Origin of the sequence: Mycobacterium sp., assembly GCF_047975165.1 — a bacterium.
GTDB lineage: Bacteria > Actinomycetota > Actinomycetes > Mycobacteriales > Mycobacteriaceae > Mycobacterium.
Genome location: NZ_JBKECZ010000039.1, coordinates 1 through 19,767, shown reverse-complemented (window position 1 = coordinate 19,767; position 19,767 = coordinate 1). Strand labels below are relative to the sequence as shown.

Annotated in this window: 15 protein-coding genes; 7 read left to right on the top strand and 8 right to left on the bottom strand. The window is 68.1% G+C overall.

Features of this window, described 5'->3' with window-relative positions; genetic code table 11:
- Positions 1-71 precede the first annotated feature (71 nt).
- Together ACK5M9_RS03615 and ACK5M9_RS03610 are read left to right on the top strand one after the other, a co-directional pair.
- Entirely contained in the window at positions 72-377 is a 306-nt protein-coding gene (locus ACK5M9_RS03615; protein WP_416891832.1) for a hypothetical protein, read from the top strand.
- Positions 378-385: 8 nt separating this feature from the next.
- On the top strand, positions 386-685 hold the full coding sequence (locus tag ACK5M9_RS03610; protein ID WP_416891831.1) for a type II toxin-antitoxin system PemK/MazF family toxin: 300 nt from the start codon (positions 386-388) through the stop codon (positions 683-685).
- Between the two features lie 48 nt (positions 686-733).
- Here the strand turns inward: ACK5M9_RS03610 and dnaE are convergent, their stop codons facing one another.
- The 5 genes from dnaE to lspA form a co-directional block, all read right to left on the bottom strand.
- Positions 734-4,279, bottom strand: coding sequence for a DNA polymerase III subunit alpha (dnaE, locus tag ACK5M9_RS03605; protein ID WP_416891830.1), 3,546 nt, complete (start codon positions 4,277-4,279; stop codon positions 734-736).
- A gap of 119 nt (positions 4,280-4,398) precedes the next feature.
- Positions 4,399-5,202 (bottom strand): SDR family NAD(P)-dependent oxidoreductase, encoded by an 804-nt coding sequence (locus ACK5M9_RS03600; protein ID WP_416891829.1) that lies wholly within the window; start codon positions 5,200-5,202, stop codon positions 4,399-4,401.
- A 4-nt stretch (positions 5,203-5,206) separates the two neighbouring features.
- Complete coding sequence (locus ACK5M9_RS03595; RefSeq protein ID WP_416891828.1) at positions 5,207-6,223, bottom strand: SDR family NAD(P)-dependent oxidoreductase; 1,017 nt, start codon at positions 6,221-6,223, stop codon at positions 5,207-5,209.
- 87 nt (positions 6,224-6,310) lie between these two features.
- On the bottom strand, positions 6,311-7,237 hold the full coding sequence (locus ACK5M9_RS03590) for an RluA family pseudouridine synthase (protein WP_416891827.1): 927 nt from the start codon (positions 7,235-7,237) through the stop codon (positions 6,311-6,313).
- A complete protein-coding gene (lspA, locus tag ACK5M9_RS03585; RefSeq protein WP_416891826.1) occupies positions 7,234-7,815 on the bottom strand; it encodes a signal peptidase II in 582 nt (193 codons plus the stop codon). Before lspA ends, ACK5M9_RS03590 begins: the two co-directional genes overlap by 4 nt.
- Positions 7,816-8,048: 233 nt before the next feature.
- Here lspA and ACK5M9_RS03580 point away from each other — a divergent pair, with 233 nt between their 5' ends.
- Positions 8,049-8,981 carry an asparaginase gene (locus tag ACK5M9_RS03580; RefSeq protein ID WP_416891825.1) on the top strand — a complete coding sequence of 311 codons (933 nt, stop codon included), beginning with the start codon at positions 8,049-8,051 and terminating at the stop codon, positions 8,979-8,981.
- On the opposite strand, the gene ACK5M9_RS03575 is transcribed toward ACK5M9_RS03580, so the two are convergent.
- Positions 8,946-10,337: a DNA polymerase IV gene (locus ACK5M9_RS03575; RefSeq protein ID WP_416891878.1), complete on the bottom strand. Its 1,392-nt coding sequence runs from the start codon at positions 10,335-10,337 to the stop codon at positions 8,946-8,948. The genes ACK5M9_RS03580 and ACK5M9_RS03575 overlap by 36 nt on opposite strands.
- Positions 10,338-10,395: 58 nt before the next feature.
- On the opposite strand from ACK5M9_RS03575, the gene ACK5M9_RS03570 reads away from it, so the two are divergent.
- From ACK5M9_RS03570 to ACK5M9_RS03560, 3 genes are all read left to right on the top strand, one after another.
- Positions 10,396-10,968, top strand: coding sequence for a class I SAM-dependent methyltransferase (locus ACK5M9_RS03570; RefSeq protein ID WP_416891824.1), 573 nt, complete (start codon positions 10,396-10,398; stop codon positions 10,966-10,968).
- A gap of 285 nt (positions 10,969-11,253) precedes the next feature.
- A complete protein-coding gene (locus tag ACK5M9_RS03565) occupies positions 11,254-11,607 on the top strand; it encodes a helix-turn-helix transcriptional regulator (protein WP_416891823.1) in 354 nt (117 codons plus the stop codon).
- Positions 11,604-12,134, top strand: coding sequence for a hypothetical protein (locus ACK5M9_RS03560; RefSeq protein ID WP_416891822.1), 531 nt, complete (start codon positions 11,604-11,606; stop codon positions 12,132-12,134). Before ACK5M9_RS03565 ends, ACK5M9_RS03560 begins: the two co-directional genes overlap by 4 nt.
- Positions 12,135-12,433: 299 nt before the next feature.
- Here the strand turns inward: ACK5M9_RS03560 and ileS are convergent, their stop codons facing one another.
- Together ileS and ACK5M9_RS03550 are read right to left on the bottom strand one after the other, a co-directional pair.
- Positions 12,434-15,631: an isoleucine--tRNA ligase gene (gene ileS / locus ACK5M9_RS03555; protein WP_416891821.1), complete on the bottom strand. Its 3,198-nt coding sequence runs from the start codon at positions 15,629-15,631 to the stop codon at positions 12,434-12,436.
- 341 nt (positions 15,632-15,972) lie between these two features.
- Complete coding sequence (locus ACK5M9_RS03550; RefSeq protein WP_416891820.1) at positions 15,973-17,727, bottom strand: AMP-binding protein; 1,755 nt, start codon at positions 17,725-17,727, stop codon at positions 15,973-15,975.
- A 395-nt stretch (positions 17,728-18,122) separates the two neighbouring features.
- On the opposite strand from ACK5M9_RS03550, the gene ACK5M9_RS03545 reads away from it, so the two are divergent.
- Positions 18,123-19,767, top strand: a 1,645-nt coding sequence (locus tag ACK5M9_RS03545; RefSeq protein ID WP_416891877.1) for a beta-ketoacyl synthase N-terminal-like domain-containing protein, incomplete at its 3' end; no start/stop codon positions are given.

The following is a 19,767-nucleotide window of genomic DNA, read 5'->3' as shown; positions in this document are numbered from 1 at the left end:
GGGCGGGGGCACGTCGTCGTACCGGGTACTGCGCTGCTTAGTGCATCGGGTATCGGTGTAATCTGTACACCGTGAGCAAGCGGGTAAGCCTCATTCTCAAAGACGCCGACGAAATCGCTATCGCGCCCTACCTCAGCGAAGGCTCCCCTTCTTTCGAGACGCTGCGGCAGTGGGCGGCTCAACGACACGGGGTCACCATCAAATCAGAAGCGGGTGCGCTCAGAGCGCTACTCCAGGCCGGCGCCGAAGCGCTGCGTGACCAGGTCCTCGACGCCGGATACGCACAACTGGCCGAAGAGTTCAACGCCACAGATGCCGATTCCGAGCGGCGGACGGCGCGGGACCGCTATACCCGTCGCGCCGCAGCCCTTTGGTGAATAGCGGAATGCGCGGCCAGGCGTTTCGAGTGGATCTCGGCCATGGTGCAAAACCCTGGGTGATTCTCAGCAATAATTCGCGGAACCGGAACCTCGATACGGTGTTGGCCGCTCGGATCACGACGACGAGCAGAAATGCGCACGTGCCGACGGTGGTACCGCTGGCCGCGGCCGACCCATTGGTCGGATTCGTCCTCGTCGACGACATTGTGCAGCTGTACCACGACGAACTCGCTCATCCGCTGGGCACATTGTCGGTGCCGACCATGCAGGAGATCAGCATGGCTCTGCGGATCGCACTGCCCTGAGTGCACCTCGCCCGGCATCGCCGGCAACCCTCGGCCAGTTGCTGACTGTTACCCGCCCAGGCACCCGGGGCCGAACAACTGCTTGAGGTCGCCCATCAGGGCCGGCGAGGGCGTCACCCGCAGTGACTGGTCCAACTCCAGGGTGGTGATCCGGTCCCCGCTGATCAGCCGCAGATGCACCTGCGAGGTGCCGGGGTGGCGTGCCAGCACCTGCTTGAGCGCGCTGACCTTGTCGACGGTGCACTGGCGGGTGGGCAGGCTGACGGCCAGTGGCCGGTCCGGCAGGGCGCCGGAGAAGTCGGGCACCGCCAAATCCTTGGCGATCAGGCTGATGCGGTCGTCGCGAATGGCGACCTTGGCATTGACCAGCACCACCGCGTCGTCGGTGACCTCGCCACCGTAGCAGGAGTAGGTGTGCGGGAAGAACAGCACCTCGATGCCGCCGGTGAGGTCTTCCAATTGTGCTGACGCCCAGGGCATTCCGTTCTTGTTTACCCGCCGGTTGACCGCGGCGAGGATGCCGCCGACACGCACCTGGGTATCGTTGGGCACGTCGCCGTCCAGGATCGCCGGAATGGCCGTGTCGACCTGAGTCGCCAGCAGATGCGCCACCCCGTTGAGCGGATGGCCGGACACGTAGAGGCCCAGCATCTCGCGCTCCAGGGCAAGCTGGTGTTTGCCCTCCCACTGGTCGTCGGGCACCTTGATGGTGAATACCGGGTCGGCGGCACCGTCGTCGGCCCCGCCGAACAGGTCGAACTGGCCCATCGCCTCGGCCTTCTTGGTGCCCAGCACGGAGTCCACCGCGTCGGTGTGCACCAGGAACAGGCCCTTGCGGGCGTGGCCGAGCGAGTCGAAGGCGCCGGCCTTGATCAGCGACTCGGTGACCCTCTTGTTGCACGCCGAGATGTCGATCTTGTTCAGGTAGTCGGAGAAGTCGGTGAACTTGCCCTTGGTGCGGCGGGTGCCGATCAGCGACGACACCACGTTCGCGCCCACGTTGCGCACCGCGCCCAGGCCGAAGCGGATGTCGTCGCCCACCGAGGCGAAGTTGTGCACCGATTCGTTGACGTCCGGCGGCAACACGGTGATGCCCAGGCGCCGGCAGTCGGCGAGGTACACCGCGGCCTTGTCCTTGTCGTCGCCGACCGAGGTCAGCAGGCCCGCCATGTATTCACCCGGATAGTTGGCCTTCAAGTAGGCGGTCCAGTAGGACACCAGCCCGTAGCCGGCGGCGTGGGACTTGTTGAAGGCGTAGCCGGCGAACGGAAGGATGGTGTCCCACAGGGCTTTCACTGCGCGCTCGGAGAACCCGTTGGCGGTCATGCCCTCGTGGAAACCCTTGTACTCGGCCTCGAGCACCTCCAGCTTCTTCTTGCCCATCGCCTTGCGCAGTGCGTCGGCCTTGCCCATCGTGTACGAGGCGACCTTCTGGGCGATGAACATGATCTGTTCCTGGTAGACGATCAGGCCGTGGGTCTCGGACAGGATCTCGCGCAGCGGTTCTTCGAGTTCGGGATGGATCGGTTTGATCGGCTGCCGGCCGTTCTTGCGGTCCGCGTAGTCGTTGTGGGCGTTCATGCCCATCGGCCCAGGCCGGTACAGCGCCAGCACCGCGACGATGTCGTTGAACTCGGTGGGCTGCATGCGGCGCAACAGGTCGCGCATCGGCCCGCCGTCGAGCTGGAACACCCCCAGGGTGTCGCCGCGCCCCAGCAGATCGTAGGTGGGGCCGTCGTCAAGCGGCAGAGATTCCAGGTCGACCTCGATGCCCCGGTTGGCCTTGATGTTCTCGATGGCGTCGCCGATGATCGTCAGGTTCCGCAGCCCCAGGAAGTCCATCTTGAGCAGGCCGATGTCCTCACACGACGGGTAGTCCCAGCCGGTGATGATGGCCCCGTCCTGCGGCCGCTTCCACAGCGGGATGGCGTCGGTGAGCGGTTCGCTGCTCATGATCACCGCGCACGCGTGCACGCCGGCGTTGCGGATCAGGCCCTCCAGGCCGCGCGCGGTCTGGTAGATGGTCCGCGCGTCCGGGTCGGACTCGATCAGCCCGCGAACCTCTGCTGCCTCCTTGAACCGCTCGTGGTCGGGGTCGGTGATGCCCGACAGCGGAATGTCCTTGGCCATGATCGGCGGCGGCAACACCTTGGTGATCCGGTCGGCGATGGCGAACCCCGGCTGACCGTAGTGGATTCGCGCCGAATCCTTCAGGGCCGCTTTGGTTTTGATAGTGCCGAAGGTGATGACCTGGGCAACCCGGTCCTGGCCCCACTTCTCGGCCGCGTAGCGCACCATCTCACCGCGGCGGCGGTCGTCGAAGTCGATGTCGATATCGGGTGCCGACGGGCGCTCGGGGTTGAGGAAGCGCTCGAACAGCAGACCATGCGGAATCGGGTCGATGTTGGTGATCCCCATCGCGTAGGCCACCAGCGAACCGGCCGCCGACCCGCGGCCCGGCCCGACCCGGATGTCGACCGAACGCGCATAGTTGATCAGGTCCGCGACGATGAGGAAGTACGACGGGAAGCCCTTGTCGCAGATGACCGTGATCTCGTAGCCGGCCCGGTCGAGATATTCCTGGCCGACGCCGGACGGAAAGCGTCGCGCCAGCCCGGCCATCACCTCGTGACGCAGCCAGGACGCCGGATCGTGCCCCTCGGGCACCGGGAAAATCGGCATCCGGTCGCGCGGGGTCCAGACGTCGGCGTAGGACTGCACCCGCTCGGCGATCAGCAGGGTGGAGTCGCAGGCGCCGGGCACGTCGGTGTCCCAGAGCCCGCGCATCTCGGCGGCGGACTTGAGGTAGTAGCCGTCACCGTCGAACTTGAACCGGTTCGGGTCCGAGAGCGTCTTGCCCGTCTGCACGCACAGCAGCGCCTCGTGGTTGTGGGCGGCCTCGCGGGTGACGTAGTGGCAGTCGTTGGTGGCCAGCGGCGGGATGTCGAGCTTACGGCCGATCTCCAGCAGGCCTTCGCGGACCCGCTGCTCGATGGACAGGCCGTGGTCCATCAGCTCCAGGAAGTAGTTGTCCGCCCCGAAGATCTCCCGCCACCGGGCGGCCGATTCCAGGGCTTCGCGGTCATGGCCCAACCGCAGCCGGGTCTGCACCTCGCCGGACGGGCAGCCGGTGGTCGCGATGATGCCTTCGGCGTGTTCGGCCACCAGCTCGGCGTCCATCCGCGACCACTTACCCAGCTGGCCCTCGAAGGAGGCCAGCGACGACAGCTTGAACAGGTTGCGCAGGCCGGTCGCGTTCTCGGCCACCATCGTCAGATGGGTGTAGGAGCCGCTCCCGGAGACGTCGTCGCTCTTCTGGCCGGGATCGCCCCAGGTGATACGGCGGGTGTCGAAGCGGGAACCGGGCGCCACATACGCCTCGACCCCGATGATCGGCTTGATCCCGGCCTTGGTGGCCGAGTTGTAGAACTCGCTGGCGCCGAACATGTTTCCGTGGTCGGTCATCCCGATTGCCGGCATGCCCAGCCGCTCCACCTCGGCCAGCATCGGGGAGATCTTCGCCGCACCGTCCAGCATCGAATACTCGGTGTGGTTGTGCAGGTGTACGAAGGACCCCGGGGGCGAACCGTTCATAGGGACGCCAGTCTATGACCGGCCACCGACAGTCCTCCGGCGTGTCGCGGGTCGTGTCTCGACGGTGCGTGGCCCGCACCCGGCATCTGCCGGTCCGGAGCCGTTCGCAGGGCCGCCGGTCAGCGCCCGGAACCGCTGCGCAACCTGTTGCCGATCCGGATTGCCGGCAGCAGCACGGCGCGCGGCAACAGCCGGCCGCCGGTGCTCAGGAACTTGGGCACCAAGCCGGGAACCACCCCGCGCTTTCCGGCCAGCATCCCCTCGATGGCCTGCTCGGCAACCTCGCGGGGCGAGACCTGGGCCGCGGCGATGCTGAACCGTTCGGCATTGGCGATCTCCGCCCATTCGGTGGGCACCGGCCCCGGACACAGGGCCGTGACCGACACGCCGGTGCCGCGCAGTTCCTCGTGCACCGCCTCGGAGAACGTCAGCACGAAGGCCTTGCTCGCCGAGTAGACGGCCATGACGGGCAGCGGCTGGAAGCCGGCGATGGATGCGATGTTGAGTACGGCGCCGGCGCCGCGCTCGACCATGCCCGGCAGCACCGCGCGGGTCAGTTCCATCAGTGCCAGCGCGTTGAGCGTCACCTCTTCGCTTTCGCGCTCGGCCGGCAACTCGTGGAAGTGTCCGCTGGTGCCGAAGCCCGCACTGTTGCACAGACCCGCGATCGGATCGGTGGCCAGCCGTTCGCTCAACTGCGCCCGGGAATCCGGGTCGGCGAGGTCCAGTGGGAAGACCTCCACGGTGACGCCGCAGTCCGCGCGCAACGTGTCGGCGAGATCGTCCATCCGCTCTCGGCGCCGGGCGACCAGCATCAGCGGAAAGCCGCGACGGGCCAGGCCCTTGGCCATTTCGGTGCCGATGCCCGAGGAGGCGCCGGTGATGACGATGGTTGCGGTCTTGCTCGGTTTCGGAAGGCTCATGGTGTTACCAATGTATCCCGCGGGTCGCCTGCAGGAACACTTCGCTTCCGGTGTCGAGCTCCCGCGCCGGGGGTGCCTTCTTGGCGCCCTTGGCGGCCGCGGAGTCTTCGAACATGCCGAACGCGCGGTTGCGCACCCGGTCCATGACTGCCGGGTTGACCGCGTCGGCGAACGCGGCGAACTGGCCGAACGGCGAACTCGTCCGCCGCGGCCGATGGATCAGCGCGTCGGTGATCACCCCGGCCGCCTGGTCCGGTGTGAGCGTCGGGAATTTGTCGTACATGGTGGTCGGACTGATCATCGGTGTCCGCACCAGCGCCATGTGAACGGTGGTGAAACGTACATTGTCGCTGACGGTTTCGGCCTGCAGCGCGTCGCACAGACTGTCCAGCGCGGCCTTGCTGGCGATGTAGGCGCCGAACCGCGGAGCCCGGGTCTGCACACCGACCGAGGAGACGTTGACGATGTGTCCGAAATCCCGCTCCCGCATGCCGGGGATGAACTTGAGAATCAGCTGGACCGCACCCAGGTAGTTCAGCTGCATGGTGCGCTGGTAGTCGTGAATCCGGTCGTAGGACAGCGCCAGCGAGCGCCGGATCGACCGCCCGGCATTGTTGATCTGGATGTCGACCCCACCCAGCTCGTCGAGCACGGTATCGGCCATCGCCGCGATCGCGTCCATGTCGGAGAGATCGCACGGGTACACGTGGGCGGTGCCGCCGTCGGCGCGGATGTCGTCGGCGACTTTTTCCAGGTTCTCCGGCGTGCGCGCGACCAGCGCCACCGTGCCGCCGGCCTCGGCGATCTTGTGCGCCGCAGCCTCCCCGATGCCCGATGACCCGCCGGTGATCAGAACCGTCTTGCCGGCGACGGCGTCGCCGAGACTGCGGCCCTGCACCTTGTCGACCACGTTGCGCCAGTAGAACGGCCGGTAGCGTCCGGCGGAGTTCGGCGTATTGATCATGTTCGACATCGCTGCGAACGGTTTCGCTGCCAGGTTGGTGAGGTCATCGAGGTTCATTGGCCGGTGCTTCTGATGGCGGTGCGGATGGTGTGATGGCCGTCATAATGACAAACCGATGGCAGCATCCCCTGGCTGGGGTGCCGGTCAGCCCGGTGCCCGTAGTACGTCCAGGGCGTGTTGCAAGTCCGGCGGGTACGGGCTGTCGATCCGCATGCGCCGACCGTCGGCCGGGTGTGCGAATGCCAGGGATCGCGCGTGCAGCCACTGGCGTTCCAGGCCGAGCGTGGTGGCCAGCCGAGGGTCGGCCCCGTACACCAGGTCGCCGCAGCACGGGTGGCGCAGCGCCGCGAAATGCACCCGGATCTGGTGGGTGCGTCCGGTGTCCAGGTGCACGTCGAGCAGGCTGGCTGCGGCGAACGCCTCCACGGTGTCGTAGTGGGTGACGCTGTGCCGGCCATCGCTGGTGACGGCAAACTTCCATTCCGGGCCCCGATGCCGGCCGATCGGGGCGTCGATGGTGCCGCTGGATGGATCCGGATGACCCTGCACCAGTGCGTGATAACGCTTGTCGACGGTGCGCTGCTTGAACGCCCGCTTGAGTACGGTGTAGGCGCGTTCGGAACGCGCCACCACCATCACCCCGGAGGTGCCGACGTCCAGGCGGTGCACTATCCCCTGCCGCTCGTGCACACCGGAGGTGGAAATCCGGTAGCCCGCGGCGGCCAGGCCGCCCAGCACCGTCGGCCCGGTCCAGCCGACCGACGCGTGGGCGGCGACCGCGGCCGGCTTGTCGACGGCGACGATGTCGTCGTCGGAGTACAGGATCGTCATCCCCTCGATGTCGACCGGGGTGTTCTCCGGGGGCTTGGGGCGTTCGGGCAGCCGCACCTGCAGCCAGGCTCCAGGTGTCAGGCGGTCGGATTTCCCCGCCGGGGCGCCGTCGAGCTCCACACCGCCGTCCTCGGCGATGGCCGCCGCCGCACTGCGCGACATCCCCAGCAGCCTCGCCAACCCGGAATCGACGCGCATGCCCGCGAGCCCCTCGGGGACCGCGATGCTCCGGTCGGTCACCGGCCCCGCTCGGGTTTACGCCGGCCCGCGGTGTCGAAGTCGAAGCCGAGAATGGACAGCACCACCAGCAGGATGGCGCCGCCCACCACCGAAGGGTCGGCGACGTTGAACACCGGCCACCAACCGATCGACAGGAAATCCACCACGTGCCCGCGCAACGGCCCGGGCGAGCGGAAGAAGCGGTCGATGAGATTCCCGGTGGCGCCACCCAGGATCATCCCCAGGCCCACCGCCCACCAGGGTGAAACCAGCCGCCGGCCCATCCAGAAGATCCCGGCGACCACACCGGTCGCGATCAGGGTAAGCACCCAGGTGTAGCCGGTTGCCATCGAGAAGGCGGCACCGGAATTGCGCACCAGCGTCCAGGTCACCGTGTCCCCGATGATCGGCACCGGCTGACCGGGCGGGAGCAGTTTGACGGCCAGCACCTTGGTGACGACGTCGGCCACCAGCACCACCGCAGCGACCGACAGCAGCAAACGCAACCGCCTCGGCGTTTCCGTCGGGGCGGTCGGGGCATCCGTGCCGTCGCCGGTCGTCCTCAGCGGGTCGGCCGGCCCGGTTGGTTCCTCTGGCACCCCACCATCATCCACTAGAGCGATGAGCGGCAGGGGTCCAGCCGGGTGGTGCGGTTCCGCGTCGCCGGTGTACGGCCGCCAGCCCCCGGCCGCCGGTGTACGGCCGCCAGCCCCCGGCCGCCAGCCCCCGGCCGCCGGTGTACGGCCGCCAGCCCTCAGCCGCCGGCCCGCAGCCCCCAGCCCCCAGCCCCCAGCCGCCGGCCCCTGGCCCCTGGTTGGGGGATGATCTGTTCATGGCCCGCGTCACCGTCATCACCACCGGGGGAACGATCTCGACGAGGACGGGCCCGGACGGAGCGCTGCGGCCGGCCGATTCCGGGGCTCAACTGACCGCGGGGCTGGCACCCGGCATCGACGTCGTGGACCTGATGGCCCGCGACAGCTCGGAGCTGGTGCCCGCCGACTGGGACCGGATGGCGGCCGCCGTGCGGTCCGCGGTCGCCGGCGGGACGGCCGGGATCGTCATCACCCACGGCACCGACACCATGGAGGAAAGCGCGCTGTGGCTGGAGCTGACCTACTCCGGCAACGTTCCGGTGGTGCTCACCGGGGCGATGCGCGGAGCCGACGCGCCGGATCCCGACGGCCCCGGCAACCTGCGCGACGCCCTGACGGTGGCGGCCAGCCCCGCGGCCCGCGATCTCGGGGTCCAGGTGTGCTTCGCCGGAAGGGTGCTGCAGCCGCTGGGTATGCGCAAATCCGGTACCGAAGACCTCAGCGGTTTCGCCGGGAGGCTGCTTGGCGCGGTAGCGGCGGACGTGTCCTGGACGGACACCAAAGTGCGGCCGTTCGTCGGTCGGCTTCGCGCCGCCGATGCGCCGCGCGTCGACATCGCCGCGGTGTACCCCGGCGCCGATTCGGCGGCGCTGGACGCTTTTGCCGCCGCCGGTGCGCGCGCGGTGGTGTTGGCGGCGCCGGGTTCCGGCAACGCCGGTGCGGCGGTGATCGACGGTGTCCGGCGGCTGTGCGAGGCCGGGATGGTGGCCGCCGTGTGCAGCCGGGTCGACGGCGCCCGGGTTGGGGCGGGTTACGGCCCGGGGCATGACCTGGTGCGAGCGGGCGCTCTGCTGGTGCCGCGGCTGGGGCCACCGCAGGCCCGGGTGCTGCTGATGGCCGCGCTGGCGGCGGGGCTACCCGTCGCCGAGGTGATCGGCCGCTGGGGCTGAGGCTGACTCGCGGGCTCGCAGTTCGTCGAGGTAGTCGGGCCAGTCCAGGCTAACGACCGGATCCGCCGGGGTGATCGGGGCGGGGTCGCCGGTGCCGAACGTCCGGGCCGGGCCGGGGCCCGTGGCGCGGGTCTCGAACCGCACGGTCACCACCCCGTGACCGGCTCCCTGGACCCAGCCGTGACCCAGATCAGGGTGTGCGACGTCGTCGCCTATCCGCCAGGCCCCGTCCGGCCCGGTCGCCGACGCTTCCCCGGCCGTCTCGACCTCACGGGGGGCGTCGGCAGCCGCATCGGCCAACAGCTCCGCCTCGGCGAACAGCGGTTCCTGCCGCACGTCGGTCAGGCCGGAAAACCCGACGCCCAGCAGGCGCACCGGGCCGATCCGCACCGGGTCGAGCAGCAACCGGCGGGCCACCGCCTCCAGGGCGCGGGGGTCGGCTGTCGCATACGGCAGGGTTGCCGAACGGGTCAGGGTGCTCATGTCGGCCTTCTTCAGCTTCACCGTCCCGGTCCGGGCGCCACGACCGTCTTTGAGCAGGCGCCGGTGCGCGTGTTCGGCGATCGGAGCGATGGCCGCACGCAGCTGGTCGAGGGTGGTCAGGTCGGTGGCGAACGTCGACTCGGCACTGATCTGTTTGGCTTCGGCACGCTCGGCCACCGGGCGGTCGTCGACCCCCCGGGCAAGTCGGTGCAGCGCGGGGCCGACGGTTGCGCCCAGAATGTCGGCCACCTCGGCATCGCTGAGGGCGGCCAGTTGCCCGATGGTGCCGATGCCGAGCCGGTGCAGTTTCTCCTCGGCGACCGGGCCGATCCCCCACAGCTTGCGCACCGGCAGCCCGCTGAGCAGCCGCCCTTCCTCGTCACGGCGAACGATCCGGATCCCGTCGGGTTTGGCCAGCCCGGAAGCGATCTTGGCGATCTGCTTTCCCGAGCCCGCACCCACCGAGGCGATCAGCCCGGTCTCCTGGCGCACCCTTCGTCGCAACCCTTCGCAGAACTCCTCGACCTCGTCGGCGGATGCCCCGGTGAGCTGCGGCGGCTCGCCGAACGCCTCGTCGAAGGAGAGCTGTTCCACCACCGGCAGCACGGCGCGCACCGTCTCGAAGACGCGCCGGCTTGCCACCCGGTACACCGCCCCGCGGGGCGGCAGCACCACCGCGGTCACCCCGATCAGGCGTCGCGCCTGGTGCATGGGCATCGCCGACCGGGCGCCGAAAATCCGCGCCTCGTAGCTGGCGCCGGCCACCACGCCCCGCCCCCCCAGGCCGCCGACCAGCACCGGACGGCCCCGCAGGGTCGGCCGGGTGAGTTGTTCGACGGATGCGAAGAACGCGTCCAGGTCCAGGTGCAGCACCCAACGGGACTCCACGATCGTCGATCGTATTGGGGTCGAGCGACTACCGTTGGCGCCTATGGCAATGAACCTCGTCCACCGTTGGTGCTGCAAGTCGGACACATGGGCCAGGAAGGTCGAAGACCAGATGCTGCCCTGGGCACTCGACGGGGTCGAACTCGGTGACAACACCCTGGAAATAGGCCCCGGATACGGAGCCTTCCTCCGCATCCTCGTCGACCGCACCCCGCGACTGACAGCCGTCGAGCTCGACACCGCGATGGCGCAGCGGCTGCAGGAGCGCTACGGGCCGCGGGCACGCATCATCAACGGCGACGGCACCGACACCGGGCTGGCCGCCGGTGAGTTCAGCTCGGTGCTGGCGTTCACCATGCTGCATCATGTGCCGACTACCGAACTGCAAGACCGGCTGTTCGCCGAAGCCTTCCGGGTGCTGCGTCCCGGGGGCGTCTTCGCCGGCAGCGACGGCGTCCCCTCGCTGCTGTTCAGCCTGCTGCATTTCCGCGACATCTGTAATCCGGTGCCGCCCAAGGAGATGCCGGATAGATTGCGGGCCGCCGGTTTCACCGATGTCGATGTCGACGTGATCCCCGGCCGGCAGCGTTGGCGCGCGGTCAAGCCGGCCGCCTAGGAGCGTGGGCCGGTAGCACACCCGGGGGTGGCCGGTGAGTCTGCGCTCACGGCGCCGACACGCCGACGATCAGCGCCCTGGGCACAGGATGAACTCAATCGCTCCGCTTATCGATGATGGCCGAACCTTGCCGCCGGCATTTGGCCCCGTGGTGTGCCGGGCCCGCGATGATTTCGGTGGGCGCCGGTTCTCCATCGAGAAGGTCGATCAGGTGGTCGTGTTCGCCCGATAATTGAAGTCGCGCGACGGCCCACTTGGCGATACCTGATCGGCTATCGTAGTGGCATGGCGAGTATGGGGCCGACGACCAGCGGCTACGTGGAGCGGTTGGCAGGTAACGTCCTGCGAATAGCGCGGGCACGCGCCGGCCTGTCGCAACGAGAGCTCGCCGACGCCGCCCACGTGCCTCAGTCGACCATCGCCAGGATCGAGTCGGGGGCCCGGCAGCCGTCGCTGCCGGTGCTCGCCCGAATCCTGGCCGCAGCCGATCTCGAGTTGAGGATCAACGTCGCCGAATACGATGCGCACGACGACACCCTCGACGGCGATGTCGCGCGGCTGTCGGCATCACAGCGTCAACACCGGAGCCGAGTGCAGGACGAATTCGTAGCGCAGTTGCGCCCGACGCACCTCTCGTGACCGCGGCCGATCGCTTCGATCCGCGGCGCATTGTCGAAGTGCTCGACCGCCACCGCGTTGAATATGTTCTCGTTGGCGGGTATGCCGCTCAGCTGTACGGTTCCCGACGGCCGACTTATGACCTCGATGTCACCCCCTCGGTGACACCGGACAACCTCGCGCGGCTGTCAAGTGCTCTGCGCGAGTTGCACGCCGGGATCCGCGTCGACCACGAGCCCGAAGGCCTGCCGTTCGACTGCACGGGGGAGTCCCTGCGCGGCATGCTGATGCTCAACCTGCGCACTGCCGCCGGCGACCTTGACCTCACCTTCTTTCCGTCAGGGTTCCCCGATGGCTACGAGGGCCTCCTGCCGGGTGCGCAGGAGCGCATGATCTCCGGAATCGTCGTCAATGTCGCCGGCCTCGATGACGTGATCAAATCCAAGGTGGCCGCCGCTCGGGCCAAAGACCTCGACGCCCTGCCGGAACTGATCGAAATCGCCGAACATGATCGTAACCGCGGCCACGACAATGGCCTTGAGCTCTAAGCCTCAAACCGTGGATCAGTGATTTCGTGTTGTCGTTGACGCGGTAGCGTTGAAAATGGGCCGTGTGGCGAGGCGGGACATGCATCGTCCGTTGGCCTGTACCAGCTTTTCCTTGTCGTGAGGTTCCTCGGGTCGGGCCGGGGAGGGCGGACGGGCACGTTGCTCGGTCCCGGGCAACAGCGGGGTGTCGCCGGCACCCAGCACATTGGCGTCGTTCATGTTGCCCGCAACGCACATCATGGTGGCGATGATCGAGGTCGGCTTGTAGTACTGGCGCCTGGTTCCGGCGGCCGGAGTGGCTATCTCTCGGGTCCGGGCACTCCCCCGGCCGTCCCGGCCCGGGTCATCGCCACCCGCACCCCGTCGCCGATCTCCACGCCGCTGGCAGGTTCGCCGAATTCGAAACTGGTGGCCAGGATTTCACCGGCAATCAGATCGCGGTGGGTGCGCGCCCAATCGGCCCGCTCGGCTGGCACCGCGATCACCACGCCGATCCGGTCGGACACCTCCAGCCCCGTTGTCTTCCGCAACTCCTGAAGCTCCCGAATGCGGTCCTTGGCCCAGCCTTCGGCCTCCAGTTCGGGAGTCACGGCGCCGTCCAGCACCACCAGCCCCGCCCCTCCGGGAAGCGCCGCGGTGAACTCGGGATCCGCGGCCACCAGCCGCGACCTGTATTCGCCGGGCAGCAACACCGCCGGACCCGCCGTCAGCGTGCTGTCCGGGTTGAGGCTGCCCTGCCCCGCCTTGACGGCCTTGATGGCCGCCTGGACGTCCCTGCCGAGCCGCGGCCCGGCGACACGGGCGTCGACGGTGAGTTCGAACCGGCCGTAGGTGTCGATCGCGTCGGTCAACTCGACCCGCTTGACGTTGAGCTCGTCACCGATCAGATCGGTGAACGGCCGCAAGGACTCCGGATCCGCCACGGCCACCGTCAATTTCGGCAGCGGCAACCGCACCCGCAGCTTCTTGGCCTTTCGCAGTGACGAGCCCACCGAACACACGTCGCGGACCTGATCCATCGCGGTCACCAACTCGGCGTCGACTGGTAGCTCTGCGGCTTGCGGCCAATCGGTCAGGTGGACCGAACGCCCACCGGTCAGTGAGCGCCAGATCAGCTCGACGATCAGGGGCAGCAACGGCGCCGCCAGCCGGGTGAGGACCTCCAGCACCGTGTGCAGGGTGTCGATCGCGTCGGCGTCTTCCGCCCAGAACCGTGAGCGCGACCGTCGCACATACCAATTCGTCAATGCCTCGGTGAACTGGCGCAGCTGCTCGCAGGCCCCGGAGATGTCGCACACGTCCAACGAGGCGGTGAGTTCGTCGCGCAGCACCGCGAGTTTGGCCAGGATGTAGCGGTCCAGCACATGGGCCGAATCGGTGCGCCGAGAACCGGGTTTCGGGGCGTAGAGGGCCAGGAAGCTGTAGGCGTTCCACAGCGGCAGCAACACCTGCCGGACACCGTCGCGGATACCCTGTTCGGTGACGACGAGGTTGCCGCCGCGCAGGATCGGCGAGGCCATCAGGAACCAGCGCATGGCGTCGGAACCGTCGCGCTCGAACACCTCGGTGACGTCGGGGTAGTTGCGCAGCGACTTGCTCATCTTCTGGCCGTCGGAGCCCAGCACGATCCCGTGTGCCACACAGGTTTTGAACGACGGGCGGTCGAACAGCGCGGTGGCCAGCACATGCAGGGTGTAGAACCAGCCGCGGGTCTGCCCGATGTACTCGACGATGAAATCGCCCGGATAGTGCGCGGTCGCCTCGTCGCCCGATTCGCCGAGGAACCAGTCGGCGTTCTCGAACGGGTAGTGCACCTGGGCATAGGGCATCGATCCCGAGTCGAACCACACGTCGAGCACGTCGGGGATGCGGCGCATCGTGCTCTTTCCGGTGGGGTCGTCGGGATTGGGCCGGGTCAGCTCGTCGATGTGGGGCCGGTGCAGGTTGTCCGGGCGCACCCCGAAGTCACGCTCCAGCGCGTCGAGGCTGCCGTACACGTCGATTCTCGGATAGGCGGGGTCGTCGGATTTCCAGACTGGAATCGGGGTGCCCCAGTAGCGGTTCCGCGATATCGACCAGTCCCGGGCGCCCTGCAGCCACTTGCCGAACTGCCCGTCCTTGACATGTTCGGGATACCAGGTGATCTGCTGGTTGAGTTCCACCATTCGGTCGCGGAACTGCGTCACCCGGACGAACCAGGACGACACCGCCCGGTAGATCAGCGGGTTGCGGCATCGCCAGCAGTGCGGGTACGGGTGCTCGTAGGTTTCGTGGCGCAGCACCACCGCGGCGTTGGCCGCCGCCGGTCCGCTCTGGTTCTTCAAGTCCCGGATGATCCGCGGGTTCGCCTCGAAGACGTGCTGTCCCCGATAGTCGGGCACGGTGTCGTCGAAGCGGCCCTTGGCGTCGACCGGGGTGACCGCCACGATGCCGGCGGGATCGGTGGTGGCCATGTCGTCCTCGCCGTAGGCCGGGGCCAGGTGGACCAGCCCGGTGCCGTCGTCGGTGGTGACGAAGTCGGCCGGCAGCACAGCAAACGCGTTGGGCGAGTCCATGAAATAGGAGAACGGCGGCAGGTAGCGGGTGCCCACCAGCTCGGAGCCGCGGAATGTCGCGAGCACCTCGGGGTCTTCGCCGAGCTCGCGGGCGTAGGCGGCTAGCCGCGCCTGCGCCAGCACGAAACGTCGATCACCGACCTTTACCTGCACATACGTCACGTCCGGGTGCACCCCGACTGCCAGGTTCGACGGCAGGGTCCACGGCGTCGTCGTCCACACCAGCAGGTGGGCGCCCGCTAGCTCCCCGTCTTCCACCGCGAATCCGACCGTGAGCGCCGGGTCCTGGCGACTCTGGTAGACGTCGTCGTCCATCCGCAACTCGTGATTGGACAGCGGCGTCTCGTCTCGCCAGCAGTACGGCAGCACCCGGTAGCCCTCGTAGGCCAGGCCCTTATCCCAGAGTTGTTTGAACGCCCAGATCACCGACTCCATGTAGTCGAGATCCAGGGTCTTGTAGTCGTTGTCGAAGTCGACCCAGCGGGCCTGGCGGGTGACGTACTCCCGCCACTCGTCGGTGTAGCGCAACACCGATGCGCGGCAGGCATCGTTGAACGCGGCGATCCCCATCGAGTCGATCTGGGACTTGTCGGTGATGCCGAGTTGCCGCTCGACCTCGAGTTCGGCTGGCAATCCGTGGGTGTCCCAACCGAAGCGGCGCTCCACCTTGTCGCCGCGCATGGTGCGGTAGCGCGGCACGATGTCTTTGACGTACCCGGTCAGCAGGTGCCCGTAGTGCGGCAGGCCGTTGGCGAACGGCGGGCCGTCGTAGAACACGTATTCCGGCGCGCCGTCCCGGTGGGCGACGCTCGCCCGGAAGGTGTCGTCGCGCGACCAGTAGTCGAGCACCTGGAGTTCGAGCGTCGGGAAGTCGGGGGCACCGGCGGCCGGCTTCGGATAGGCCGTGCGACCGGCGTCATCGGTCGCGCCATTGGGGGTCACCTGCGTCGTCTCCCGGTCGTCGTGCCAAGTCGGGGACGACGACGCGCCGATGCGCGAACGCCGCGGTACCACCCCGCTTGCCACGCCGGGGCGTGACCGCTCGAAGGGCTGTGACGGGCCTGCCCGTTCGGTTCTACTGGGCCTGCCCGGCCGTTCTTCCGAAAGCTCCCCGGTGATGGCCGGATCGACGCCGATGAACCGAGTCTAGTGGGGAGTGCGGGGGGCGGTGTTGCGGCCCCTCTCGCCGGGCGTGCAACTACTGCGGAAAAACGGCCGATTTCTTGCAGTAGCTACACGCTCGGCGGAAATCAACGCATCGTGCGAGGGTCGCAGCGCCCGGGTCAGCCGTCCAGCCGGGGAAACGTCCCCTGTTGGTAGAGCTCGACCGACTGCTGCCGCCTGATCTTGCCGCTGGTGGTGATCGGAATAGCCCCGGGAGCCACCAGCACCAGGTCGGCCGGGCTCAGGCCGTGCGCGTCGAATATCGCCGCGGTGATATCGCGCTTGAGGACATCCAGCCGCTCGGCGAGATCGCCGTCGGACTCGTCGCTCTTCTTCTTGACCTCGACGATGGCGACCAGCTTCTCGGTTCCGTCGTCGGGGACGGTGATGGCCGCGCACCGGCCCGCGCTGATCTCCTGGATGGTTGCCTCGATGTCGTCCGGGGAATGGTTGCGCCCGTACACGATCAGCAGATCCTTGATGCGGCCGGTGATGAACAACTCGTTCTCGGAGTAGAAGCCCGAATCTCCCGTCCGCAGCCAGGGCCCCTCGGGGGTGCCTTCGGTGGGGTTGACGATCATCCCGCCGAAGGTGTGCGCGCTTTCCTCCGGCTTTCCCCAGTAGGCCGAGGCGATGTTGCCTCCGTGCACCCAGATCTCCCCCACGGTCCCCGACGGGCACTCGATCCGGGTGTCGGCATCGACGATGCGCACCTGCAGCGATTCCGGGGCACCGTAGCTGACCAGGGCTGTGCCGGTGCCGCTTTCACAGCGCACCGCTTTGCCGTCGGGCAGTATGTCGCTGTCGAAGTCGACGATTTCCGGCGGGTCGCCGACCCGACGGGTGGCGATGTACACCACGGCTTCGGCCATGCCGTAGGCGGGCCGCAGTGCCTCCGGTGGAAAGTTGAACGCCGCGAACCGGTCCGCGAACCGCTTCAGTGTGGCCGGCTGCACCCGCTCGCTGCCGTTGAGGACGGTGTGCACCCCGCCCAGGTCGCATCCGGCCAGGTCTTCGTCGGAGGTCTTGCGGGCCGCGATATCGAAGGCGAAGTTGGGGCCCGCCGACACCGTGCGCGGATAGCGGGCCAGCAATTGCATCCAGCGGGCGGGGCGCTGCAGGAAACCCACCGGGGTCGTCAACGTGGTCTGCCGGCCCGCCAGGATCGGCATAATCGCCCCGAGCAGCAGCCCCATGTCGTGATACAGCGGCAACCACGACACCACGCTCATCTCCGCGGTCGGCATGCCCCCCTCGTTGACGAAGAAGTCGGCCATGATCTGCTCGAAATTGGCGAGAATATTGGCGTTCGACACCACGACCCCCGCGGGCGTGCGGGTCGACCCCGACGTGTACTGCAGATACGCCGTCCTCGATCCCTCGTCGGCGGCGGCGCGAGCCGGTCTCGACGACTTCGGCCTCGCGTCCATATCCAGCAGATCGATCTCCACGATCGCCGGCGGGTTGGGCAGGGGTTGGGCCGCAAGACAATCGCTGACGTTGTCGGTTGCCGCCGAGGTGGTCAGAATCGCCGTCGGCGAGGTGTCGGCCAGTACCGCAATGGTCCGCTCGTCGTGGGCGCCCTGAAATGGAACCGATAACGGCACCGCTACCCGTCCGGCCTGCAGGGTTGCCAGAAATCCGACGACGTAGTCCAGCCCCTGCGGTGCCAGGATCAGCACCCGGTCGCCGTCGGCCCCGATCTGTCCGAGAGGCTCGGCGGCGTTGAGCACGCGCCGGTGCAACTGCGACCACGACAGCGTTTCTTCGGCTCCGTCCCACTCCGATTCGAAGTCGACAAAGGTGATGGCGGGGCCATTGGGGTTCAGGCTGGCCCGCTCGCGCAGCATCGCGGGGATGGTAGTGGCGACCACGGCGAGCACACTACCCGCAACACCGGGCCCTCGTGCCCGAACGTTCCGCTGGGACACGGATTGTTTCGATGCAACCGCGACCAACCCAGCACGCTGGCCGTTTGCCGCTATACACCGGGTGATACACCTCGCACCGGGGCTGGGCACTGCTGCGGCGCAGGAGAACTTTTTTTACCGGTCCGCATGATTCCCCGGGACGAGTGCAGCCGAACGGCTACGCTGCTGATCACGCCGACAATGACGTTGTCATTGCAGCATGAGGATCGGTGGGTGCCTCCGCTGCTACGGACCGTCCGATTGCGGGCACAAGGGTCGACAAGCACCGCCCGCGCGGTTTGAGGAGATGAGCAACCACTGTGGATGGGACACGCGTGACGCCGGTTGCCGTGATCGGGATGGCGTGTCGCCTCCCCGGGGGCATCGGCTCCCCGGTGCAGCTCTGGGATGCCCTGCTGCGTGGCGAGGACCTGGTCACCGAGGTGCCACCCGACCGCTGGGACATCGACGAGTACTACGATCCTGAGCCCGGCGTCCCCGGACGCTCCCACTGCAAGTGGGGTGCGTTCATGGACGATCTCGGCGACTTCGATCCCGAGTTCTTCGGTATCGCCGAAAGAGAAGCCATCGCGATGGATCCGCAGCATCGGCTGCTGTTGGAGACGTCGTGGGAGGCGATGGAGCACGCCGGGCTGACCTCGCGGCAGCTGGCCGACTCGCAGACCGGGGTGTTCATCGGGTTCACTCACGGGGACTACCAGTTCGTGCAGGCCGAAACGGGCACCCTGGAGGGGCCGTACGGCAATACCGGTACCAACTCGTGTATGGCTTCCGGGCGGGTGTCCTATGCCCTGGGTTTGCGTGGGCCGTCGGTGACGGTGGACACCGCGTGCTCGTCGGGGTTGTTCGCCGCCCACCTGGCCGTCCGCAGCCTGGGTGACGGCGAGAGCGACCTGGCCTTCGCCGGCGGGGTGTACGCGATGCTGGAGCCGCGCCGGTTCGCCTCCGGGTCGGCCAACGGGATGCTGTCGCGGTCGGGGCGCTGCCACGCCTTCGACGTGGAGGCCGACGGCTTCGTCTCCGGCGAGGGCGCTGTCGTGCTGCTGCTCAAGCGGCTGGAGGACGCCCAGCGCGACGGCGACCGGATCCTGGCGGTCATCCGGGGCACGTCCGCCAATCAGGACGGGCACACCGTCAATATCGTGACGCCGTCGGCAGAGGCCCAGGAAGCGGCCTACCGTGCGGCGTTGAGCTCCGCGGATATCGATCCCACGTCGGTGGGCATGGTCGAGGCACACGGCACCGGCACCCCGGTCGGCGACCCCCTGGAGTATTCGAGCCTGGCCGCGGTCTACGGTATCGACGGGCCGTGCGCGGTGGGATCGGTCAAAACCAACTTCGGGCATACCCAGTCGACCGCCGGTGCGCTCGGGCTGATGAAGGCGGTGCTGGCCGTGCAGCACGGGGTGGTTCCGCCCAACCTGCACTTCAACGAAATGCCCGAGCAGATCGCCGCTATCGACACCAAGCTCTTTGTGCCCCAAGAGGTTACCCAGTGGCCGATCGGCGAGCAGGGCACGCCGCGGCGGGCGGCGGTGTCGTCGTACGGCATGTCGGGCACCAACGTGCACGCGGTGCTGGAGCAGGCACCCCCACAACCCGAGGCGCCGGCGACCGCAGTTCCCGACGACTCCGCCAGCGCCAACGGCCTGTCCGGCACCTTGGTCTTCCCGATCTCGGCCAGCTCGGAAGACGCATTGCGAGAAACCGCCGGGCGGCTTGCCGACTGGGTCGACGAGCAGGACGACCTTGCGTTGTCCGACCTGGCCTACACCCTGGCCCGGCGCCGCGGGCACCGCGCCGTCCGCACGGTCGCACTGGCCGGCGCCGCAGCCGAATTGGGTGCTGCACTGCGGGAGATCGCCGGCTCCGAGGTTCCCCACCCGCCGGCGGTGGGTCTGGACGACAAGGGTCCGGTGTGGGTGTTTTCCGGGCAGGGGTCGCAGTGGGCGCAGATGGGCAAGGATCTGCTGGAGTGTGAGC

Coding starts and splice junctions, on each gene's coding strand:
- ACK5M9_RS03610 (WP_416891831.1), top strand. CDS start 386: ATGCGCGGCCAGGCGTTTCGAGTGGATCTCGGCCATGGTGCAAAACCC.
- dnaE (WP_416891830.1), bottom strand. CDS start 4,279: ATGAACGGTTCGCCCCCGGGGTCCTTCGTACACCTGCACAACCACACC.
- ACK5M9_RS03600 (WP_416891829.1), bottom strand. CDS start 5,202: ATGAGCCTTCCGAAACCGAGCAAGACCGCAACCATCGTCATCACCGGC.
- ACK5M9_RS03595 (WP_416891828.1), bottom strand. CDS start 6,223: ATGAACCTCGATGACCTCACCAACCTGGCAGCGAAACCGTTCGCAGCG.
- ACK5M9_RS03580 (WP_416891825.1), top strand. CDS start 8,049: ATGGCCCGCGTCACCGTCATCACCACCGGGGGAACGATCTCGACGAGG.
- ACK5M9_RS03570 (WP_416891824.1), top strand. CDS start 10,396: ATGGCAATGAACCTCGTCCACCGTTGGTGCTGCAAGTCGGACACATGG.
- ACK5M9_RS03565 (WP_416891823.1), top strand. CDS start 11,254: ATGGCGAGTATGGGGCCGACGACCAGCGGCTACGTGGAGCGGTTGGCA.